This is a genomic window from Actinoplanes sp. NPDC048791 (genome assembly GCF_040650095.1).
Lineage (GTDB): Bacteria > Actinomycetota > Actinomycetes > Mycobacteriales > Micromonosporaceae > Actinoplanes.
The window spans coordinates 1-7,320 of sequence record NZ_JBEZGQ010000375.1 but is presented as its reverse complement, the minus strand read 5'-3'; the positions used below and the strand labels follow the sequence as shown (position 1 = coordinate 7,320).

Annotated in this window: 9 protein-coding genes and 1 pseudogene; 4 read left to right on the top strand and 6 right to left on the bottom strand. The window is 71.7% G+C overall.

What is annotated here, in order from left to right; genetic code table 11:
- Both AB0C29_RS24915 and AB0C29_RS24910 read right to left on the bottom strand, forming a co-directional pair.
- A partial coding sequence (locus tag AB0C29_RS24915; RefSeq protein ID WP_360824467.1) for a response regulator occupies nt 1-276 on the bottom strand: 276 nt, incomplete at its 3' end.
- Nucleotides 273-1,412: a histidine kinase gene (locus tag AB0C29_RS24910; RefSeq protein ID WP_360824464.1), complete on the bottom strand. Its 1,140-nt coding sequence runs from the start codon at nt 1,410-1,412 to the stop codon at nt 273-275. The genes AB0C29_RS24915 and AB0C29_RS24910, both read right to left, overlap by 4 nt.
- A gap of 125 nt (nt 1,413-1,537) precedes the next feature.
- Here AB0C29_RS24910 and AB0C29_RS24905 point away from each other — a divergent pair, with 125 nt between their 5' ends.
- From AB0C29_RS24905 to AB0C29_RS24895, 3 genes are read left to right on the top strand one after another with little or no spacing between them, the layout of a single operon-like run.
- A complete protein-coding gene (locus AB0C29_RS24905) occupies nt 1,538-2,230 on the top strand; it encodes an ABC transporter ATP-binding protein (protein ID WP_360824461.1) in 693 nt (230 codons plus the stop codon).
- Nucleotides 2,227-2,955, top strand: a complete 729-nt coding sequence (locus AB0C29_RS24900) for an ABC transporter permease (RefSeq protein ID WP_360824458.1) — start codon at nt 2,227-2,229, stop codon at nt 2,953-2,955. Before AB0C29_RS24905 ends, AB0C29_RS24900 begins: the two co-directional genes overlap by 4 nt.
- Nucleotides 2,956-2,978: 23 nt before the next feature.
- A complete protein-coding gene (locus tag AB0C29_RS24895; protein WP_360824455.1) occupies nt 2,979-3,890 on the top strand; it encodes a Nif3-like dinuclear metal center hexameric protein in 912 nt (303 codons plus the stop codon).
- On the opposite strand, the gene AB0C29_RS24890 is transcribed toward AB0C29_RS24895, so the two are convergent.
- From AB0C29_RS24890 to AB0C29_RS24880, 3 genes are all read right to left on the bottom strand, one after another.
- A complete protein-coding gene (locus AB0C29_RS24890; RefSeq protein ID WP_360824452.1) occupies nt 3,887-4,288 on the bottom strand; it encodes a cobalamin biosynthesis protein in 402 nt (133 codons plus the stop codon). The two genes, AB0C29_RS24895 and AB0C29_RS24890, sit on opposite strands and share 4 nt — an antisense overlap.
- 302 nt (nt 4,289-4,590) lie before the next feature.
- Nucleotides 4,591-5,439, bottom strand: a complete 849-nt coding sequence (locus AB0C29_RS24885) for a methyltransferase domain-containing protein (RefSeq protein ID WP_360824450.1) — start codon at nt 5,437-5,439, stop codon at nt 4,591-4,593.
- Nucleotides 5,439-5,732: a hypothetical protein gene (locus AB0C29_RS24880; RefSeq protein ID WP_360824447.1), complete on the bottom strand. Its 294-nt coding sequence runs from the start codon at nt 5,730-5,732 to the stop codon at nt 5,439-5,441. Before AB0C29_RS24880 ends, AB0C29_RS24885 begins: the two co-directional genes overlap by 1 nt.
- Nucleotides 5,733-5,866: 134 nt before the next feature.
- Here AB0C29_RS24880 and AB0C29_RS24875 point away from each other — a divergent pair, with 134 nt between their 5' ends.
- Complete coding sequence (locus AB0C29_RS24875; protein WP_360824444.1) at nt 5,867-6,442, top strand: helix-turn-helix domain-containing protein; 576 nt, start codon at nt 5,867-5,869, stop codon at nt 6,440-6,442.
- 192 nt (nt 6,443-6,634) lie between these two features.
- Here the strand turns inward: AB0C29_RS24875 and AB0C29_RS24870 are convergent.
- Nucleotides 6,635-7,320, bottom strand: a pseudogene (locus AB0C29_RS24870) (cobyrinic acid a,c-diamide synthase); the annotation flags it as partial.

The following is a 7,320-nucleotide window of genomic DNA, read 5'->3' as shown; positions in this document are numbered from 1 at the left end:
CGCGCGGCGCAACACGGCCGGGCGGGCATGCCGGGTGACCAGGATGACGGGGATCGCCAGCCGTTCGCGGATCTCGGCCGCCGCCTGCAATCCGTCGCCGGGCGGCATCTCCAGATCCAGCACGGCCACCTCGGGCCGCGTCTCCAGTGCGACGGCAACCGCAGCGACGCTGTCGGCGGCCTCTCCGACGACGGTCAGATCAGGCTCGAGGCCGAGAAGGGCCGCCACGGCGCCCCGGATGAGGTCCTCGTCGTCCGCCAGCAGCACTCTGATCATCGCTTCACCGTCGCCTCGATCGTGAACTCCCCCGGGGCCGTGTGCCAGCGCAGCGCGCCCCCGGCCGAGGCCAGCCGCTCGGCCAGGGCCGCCAGGCCTCCGGCTGGGCCGGGTCGCGCACCCAGCGGCGCGTCATTGCCCATCAGCAGGCGCACCGAGCCGGCCTCGGCGGTCAGTGCGATCGTGCACCGGCGGGCCGCACTGTGCCGGAGCACGTTCGTGGTGCCCTCCCGAACGACGAGACCGATCAACATCGCCGCCTCGTCCGGCAGGTCGGACAGCCCGGCGTCACGCTCGATGCGGCAGTCGATGCCGGCCGACGTCAGCACCCGCGCCGCGTTGCCCATCTCCGTCTCCAGCGTCACCCGGCGATATCCCTGCACCACCGCGCGGGTGTCCCCCAGTGCCTGCCGGGCCAGATTCTGCACCTCCCGCATCTCGGCGACCGCCCGCTCCGGGTCGACGACGGCCAGCCGCTCGGCGAGCTCGCTCTTGAACGCGATGACCTCCAGGTTGTGCCCCTGGATGTCGTGCAGATCCGCCGCGAAACGCAACCGCTCCCCTGTCACCGCGGCCGCGCTCTCGAGCCGGCGGGCCCGGTCCAGGCGTTCAGCCACTCGCAACATCCACACCTGGGCCAGCAGGCCCCAGGCGCCCAGCGACACCATCGCCGCATCCTGGACCGCACCAGACCATGACAGCTGCCCGCCCAGCCACGAACCCAGCAGCGACGCGGCCAGGGCAAGGCCGAGACCGGCGGGCCAGACGATCCGCCACGGGTGACGGCTCCCGGCGTGAGCACCGGCGAGCAGCGCGGCCAGCGGAAGCGGCCAGGGAAAGCCGCCGTCCGCAACGGCTCGGGAGACCACCAGCACGGCGTCGGCAGCCACCGCAGTGATGACCACCAGTCCGCGCCGATAGGCCGGGTGCAGGAGTGGACGGCCGAGGACGGGCGCGGCGAAGAGCACGCCTGCCGCAGCGCAGACCGCGAACGCGAGCACCCCGACGACCACCGTGCCGGACTCCGCGGTGACCAGCACGGCGAAGACCACCAGGCAGGCAACGGTCACCCACCAGGTCAGCCGGCGCAGGGCCAGCAGACCCGGCCTCGGGTGCTCGGGCATGGATGCGGTCACCGGTTCATCTTGCGGGTCGGAATCGAGGCCGCCCACACCTGCGGAGGTATTGATGACATCTGTCATCGGGACTGGTGGGCGAACGGCACTACAGCGCCCGGGCCGGGCCGACGAGAGTCGACGTCATGAATCCAGTCATCTGCCGTGACGTGCATTTGTCGTACGGCTCGTACCAAGCGGTGCGGGGCGCGGATCTTGAGGTCCGTCCGGGCGAGTTGGTCGCGTTGATCGGCACGAACGGTGCGGGCAAGAGCACCCTGCTCGACGCGATGCTCGGGTTGCGCCGGCCCGACGCCGGGACGGTGCGGGTTTTGAGCCTGGATCCGTACCGGTCACGCCGTCGTCTGGCGCCCGATGTCGGTGTGGTGCTGCAGGAGGGCGGGTGCGCCCCGGACCTCACCGTCGCCGAGACCGTGCGGCTGTGGCTGGGCCTGCACCGGCGACTCCCGATGACGCATGTGGAGGCCCTGATCGACGAGGTGCACCTGGAGCATCGCGCCGGCGTGCGGGTGCGCCGGCTGTCCGGTGGCGAACGGCGCCGCCTCGACCTGGCCGTCGCGCTGTGCAGCGAACCGAAGCTCTTGCTGCTGGACGAACCGACGTCCGGGCTGGACCCCGAGGCCCGGTTGCACACCTGGGACGTCTTGCGGTGCCGACTGCTGCGAGGCGCGACCGTGGTGATGACGACGCATCACCTGGAGGAGGCGGAGACGCTTGCCGACCGGGTGGCGGTGCTGCACCGCGGCGTGGTCACAATGGCCAATCCGCGGGTGCCCGGGTTGGTCAAGCACCTGGTGCACGGGAGCACGCACCGATGAGGGCGCCGGCGTGGGCGCTGATCGCCGGGGCGGAGGTGCGGATGCTGAGCCGCAGCGTGCCGGCGCTCGCGATGGGGGCAGTGCTGCCGGCGGCGCTGGGGCTGCTGATCGTATGGGCCGAGCACGACACCGGGCTGGCCGGCCGGGGCACCGCGACCGGCCTGCAACTGGCTGTGCTCCTGGCGTTGACGACGTACACGGCAGGGACGACCACCCTGGTGGCGCGGCGTTCGCAGTCGGTTCTCAAGCGGCTGCGCCTGTCCGGCGCGTCCGACACGGCTGTGCTGACCGGGGTTCTGCTCCCGTCCGCGTTGCTGATGCTGTTGCAGGGTGCCGTCATGGTCGTCGCAGGCGGTGGACAGTTGCCGGGCCATGCCTGGGCGCCGATCATCGCCATCGCCGCGGGTCTTCTCGTGGCCGGAGTGTTCGCCGTGGTGACCTCCGGCTGGGCGCCGGCCCCGGAGCTGGCGCAGCTCACCACCGCCCCGCTGGCGTTGGCCTTTCTGGGCGGCGCCTTCTGGGCCGCCAGAACTCCGGCGTCCGAGGTGGAGTGGTGGATGCTCGCGCTGCCGGGCGTTGCGGTGACCCAACTGACCCGGCTCGGTTGGGACGAGCCCGGCATCGGCACCGCTGGGGGCCTCGCCGCGGCGGCAGCCCTGGTCATCGCCGCGGCCGTGGTGGCGCCGTTGGCTGTCCGGGCGGTTCGCTGGGATCCGCGATCGTGACGGACCGAGCTACCGTCACCGCCATGGCGCAGTTGCAGACCGTCGTCGACGATCTCGACCGGTTGTTCGAGCTCGCCACCGCCGTGCCCGACATCGCCATGAGCCGGCACCTCCCCCGGGTCTATGCCGAGGCCGGCGTCGACTGGCGGCGCTGGGCCACGCCGGGATTCGCCGAGAAGTTCAACGGCCTGATGATCCGTGGCCGGGCGCAGGTGGGGCAGGTCTTCGCCGCCTGCTTCCCGTCCGTGGAGGTCCTGGAGCAGTGGCTGGCGCTCGCCCGTCCCGGCGACCTGCTGATCACCCACCATCCGATCGACGTGCGCAACAGCCACCCCGACGGACGCTGGGCCGAGGGCTTCATGCCGATCGGCAGCCGCCACCTCGCCGCGATCACCGGACGCGGGCTGAGCATGTACGCCGTCCACGCTCCGATGGACACGTCACGCGAGGTCGGCACGGCGGCCGCGATTGTGGAAGCACTCGGCGGCACCGTGGAGGGCGACTTCTGGCCTTACGGCAACGGGTTCGCGGGCCTGCTTTGCCGGGTGCCGCCGCTGTCCAGCACTGAGTTCATCGCTACGGCTCGGCGGATCTTCAAGGTCGATCTCGTGGAGGTGGCCGGCCGGCAGCGACCGGTCATCGGGCGGATCGCGGTGGTCGGCGGCATCGGCGACCGGGTGGCCGAGCTGGCGGCGGCGGAGCGGGGCGCCCAGGCCTGGCTGACCGGCGAGATCCACGTACGGATCGAGGGCGACTACGGCCGTCGCAAGTACGCCGATGTCCGGGCCTTCGCTGCCGGCACGACTATGACGATGATCGGTGTGTCCCACGCGGCCAGCGAGCAGCTCGTGCTGCGCACCCAGCTCAGCCGGTGGTTCGCGGAACGACACGGTCTGACACCGCACCTGCTCGACGAACCGCAATGGTGGCGCTAGGCGTGGGGATCAATGCTGCCGCGAGCGATCGCCACAGTCGACCGGGGGAAAGCAGTTTTGGGCAGGACGAGAACGGCGTCAGGGCCGGCGGCCAGCAGGGCGGCGGCTTCCGCGACGCTCGGGGTGCCGGTCGCCTCGGCCACGATTCCGGAGCCGTGCGGCACGTCGACGTCGGCCAGCGCAGCCGCGGCGAATCCGGTGACCGGCCAGCCGTATCGCTGGGCGACGGCTCGGACGCCGGCCTCAGCGGCCCGCCGATCCAGCGTGGCAAGAGCGTTGACCTGGGCGGGTTCCAGATCGGCTTGCCGCAGCGCGGTATCGATCGCCGCGGCCAGCTCTTCTTCGGGTACGCCGGCTCGTGCCCCGAGGCCCAGGACCAGGCCGCCCGTCACGCTCACCTCCGGACCGTACGCCAGCGCCATGCTGTTCGTGGGACAGGATTGGGGTTCGAGTGGCCGCATGACCCGGCGGCTCTCGGGTCCGCATCGATGCCGGCACGCCGGTCCACACGTCAGTACGACCGGACGACGGAGCCGGATACCGCCACCCCGATCGACGGCCGTATGGCCCACGCCAACGCCGCGGGTCCGCTTCGGCCAGGTGGACATCTACAACAACCTGTACGTGGCCACTGCCGAGGGTCCGGTGTACCGCCGAAGGAGTCCTGCGGACCGGTCGCCGGACACCTCCCGACAAACGATCAGCCGCCGAGCTGCGCGGACACGAGCCAGATTCCAGCCGGGAGACGGTAGCCGACACCATGAGTACGGAAGCGTTCGAGCAGCCGCGCCGCACCCGATCTGGCCGACGCCTGCGCCGGAGGGGCTGCCTCCCGGTAGGCGGCACCGGCCGGCCCGATCTCGATCAACCACTCGGCGACCGCGGCCGGGTCGTCCGGCGGGTTCAGCGTGACGTCGTGCGGTTCGATCACCACGGCGCCGAAGCCTGCGGCCGTGAGCAGGCGCTCGATCCGTGCGGGATCCGCGAAGGCGAACGGCCCCGGCTCGTTCCCGAGCGGCAGCGGCGGCAGATCTCCCACATGCGGAGCAGCGCCCAACACGGCAGCCGGCAGCCACGGGACGGTCCCGGCGTCACGGAAGACCGTTGCGGCGAACCGACCCCCGGGACGCAGGGACTGCGCGATCGTGGTGAGGCCGGCGACCGGGTCGGCCAGGACCATGACCGTCATCCGGGAGTACGCCGCGTCGAACGGCGCTCCCGGCACCGCACCCATCGTCTCGATGTCACCCGCCAGAAAACGCGGCTGCGGGAACCGGTGTCGCGCGGCCGCCACCATCGCCTCGGACAGGTCGACGCCTACGGCAACACCGGCAGGCCCGACTGCTGTCGCGAGCTCAGCCGTCGTACCGCCGCAGCCGCAACCGACGTCCAGCACCCGCTCGCCGGGGGCCGCGCGCAGTCGCTCGATCGCCGCCGCGCCCAGCGGACGGCCGAATTCGTCCTGCCGCTCGGCATGCCGGATCCAGCCGGGCGCGGCCTGTTCCCAGAAGCTCGCATTGCGGGCCCGCAGCTGCGCCGCGCGCGCCATCAGAACGGCATCTCGGCGCCGTCGACGCTCAGCGAGCTGAATGAGGCGGCCTTCGAGGGATCGAAACCGTCCTCCTGCGCGGCGAGACCCGCGGCGCGGACCAGGCGTTGCGACTGGAACGCGCGGAACGCCGCCTCATCCGCCCAGATGTTGATGATGCGCCAGCCGACGTCACTCGGCCCGGCGACGTGGGCCAGCAGGCCCGGCGGCCGGTCCGGGCCCAGGTGCTTCTCGACCTGGCGGTACTCCGCTTCGCTGACTCCCGGCATCTCCTGCACCACACCGAACGGCATCGCGTACGCCCTCTCGACCGTTGAATAGAGTGAAGCTCTATCGAATAGATTACTACACTGAACCGGTGACCGGCGGCAGGGCTTACACGTCAGCTCGACGACAGGAACAGGCGAGGCAGACACGACGGGCGATCTTGGACGCTGCGGCTAAGTTGTTCGTCGATCCCGGCTACGCGGCGACCCGGCTCACCACCGTGGCGGCCGAAGCCGGGGTGGCCGTCCAGACGCTCTACGCGGTGTTCGGCAGCAAGCGACAGCTGCTCTCGGAGCTGGTCGACGTCACGATCGCCGGTGACGACGCGCCGGTGGCACTGCCCGACCGGGCGTTCGTCGCGGAGATCCGTGCGCTCAGCGGGGCCCGGGCCCGGCTCGCTCGCTTCGCCCGCCACCTCGCCGAGACCCACGAGCGTCAGGCGCAGGTGATGCTGGCGTTGGCCGGGGCCGCCACCGCGGACCCGGACGCGGCCGCGGTGTGGCGAAAGAACCTCGAGGACCGGCAGCGCGGCATGACGATGTTCGCCGCGGACCTGGCCGCGACCGGCGAGCTGCGGGACGACCTGCACCCGGACAAGATCGCCGACGTGCTGTGGCTGGCCCAGGACGTCCGCAACTACGACCGGCTGGTCCGCGAACGCGGCTGGACCAGCGACGAGTTCCAACGGTGGTACGTCGACACCGTCGCCGGCGCAATCCTGACCACACCGCTGTAGCGCCGGCGGGATCGCGGCCTGGGATCCCGCCACATCGCGCAGGGCTTCCTAGGAACCTGCCCCACTGCCTTTCAAAAGATCACCAGCAAGAGGCCGCCCTGGTCACCGCGATCGTCCTGCCGTCGTCGCCGGCCGCGTTGCCAGATCGGCACAAGAACCTCCAGTGCCAGGGCCCGGGCACGCAGGCCGGAATCACGGCACAGCGATCGGCCTGACCGCAGCCGCCTGCGCCACCACCCGCCGCGCAATCGCCGGCGCCGCAGCCCAGTGCAGATGCAGATACGAGGCATGCAGGTTCCCCGTGGCGAACCCCTCCGGATCAGCCCCCCGCCAGGCCCAGGCCGCTCCCCCCGCCGGCTCCAGCAACAACCCCGACCGCGGATGCACCATCGTCCGGTGGAACTCATGACCCGTGATCCGCGACCCCGCCGGGAACAACGGACTGTCCGTGAGCGCAACCGCGTCCCGATAGCCCAGCGTCAACGACGGCGTCATCGAAGCGTCAGCGTCCAGCACCCCGCACATCGGCGCGCCGTCCAGAGTCCGGCACAGCCACAGCAACCCGGCGCATTCCGCCGCGATCGGCATGCCCACCGCCGCCAGTGACGCCACGGCCAGGCGCAGGGGCTCGTTCGCGGACAGTTCCGCCGCGTACACCTCCGGGAAGCCGCCGCCGACGACCAGCGCGCGAGTTCCCTCCGGCAGGGCTTCGTCGCGGAGCGGGTCGACCGTCACGACCTCCGCGCCTGCGCCGGCCAGGAGTTCGGCTGTTTCCGCGTACGCGAAAGTGAACGCCGGTCCGCCCGCGATGGCGACCACCGGGCGGCCCGGCACCGGGTCCGCGGCCTGTGGGGTCCACGGCGTCGCCGTCAGCGGCG

Excerpts from the sequence above, each read along its gene's own strand:
- AB0C29_RS24905 (WP_360824461.1), top strand. The coding sequence starts at position 1,538 with ATGAATCCAGTCATCTGCCGTGACGTGCATTTGTCGTACGGCTCGTAC.
- AB0C29_RS24885 (WP_360824450.1), bottom strand. The coding sequence starts at position 5,439 with ATGGCGCGCGCGGCGCAGCTGCGGGCCCGCAATGCGAGCTTCTGGGAA.
- AB0C29_RS24900 (WP_360824458.1), top strand. The coding sequence starts at position 2,227 with ATGAGGGCGCCGGCGTGGGCGCTGATCGCCGGGGCGGAGGTGCGGATG.
- AB0C29_RS24895 (WP_360824455.1), top strand. The coding sequence starts at position 2,979 with ATGGCGCAGTTGCAGACCGTCGTCGACGATCTCGACCGGTTGTTCGAG.
- AB0C29_RS24880 (WP_360824447.1), bottom strand. The coding sequence starts at position 5,732 with ATGCCGTTCGGTGTGGTGCAGGAGATGCCGGGAGTCAGCGAAGCGGAG.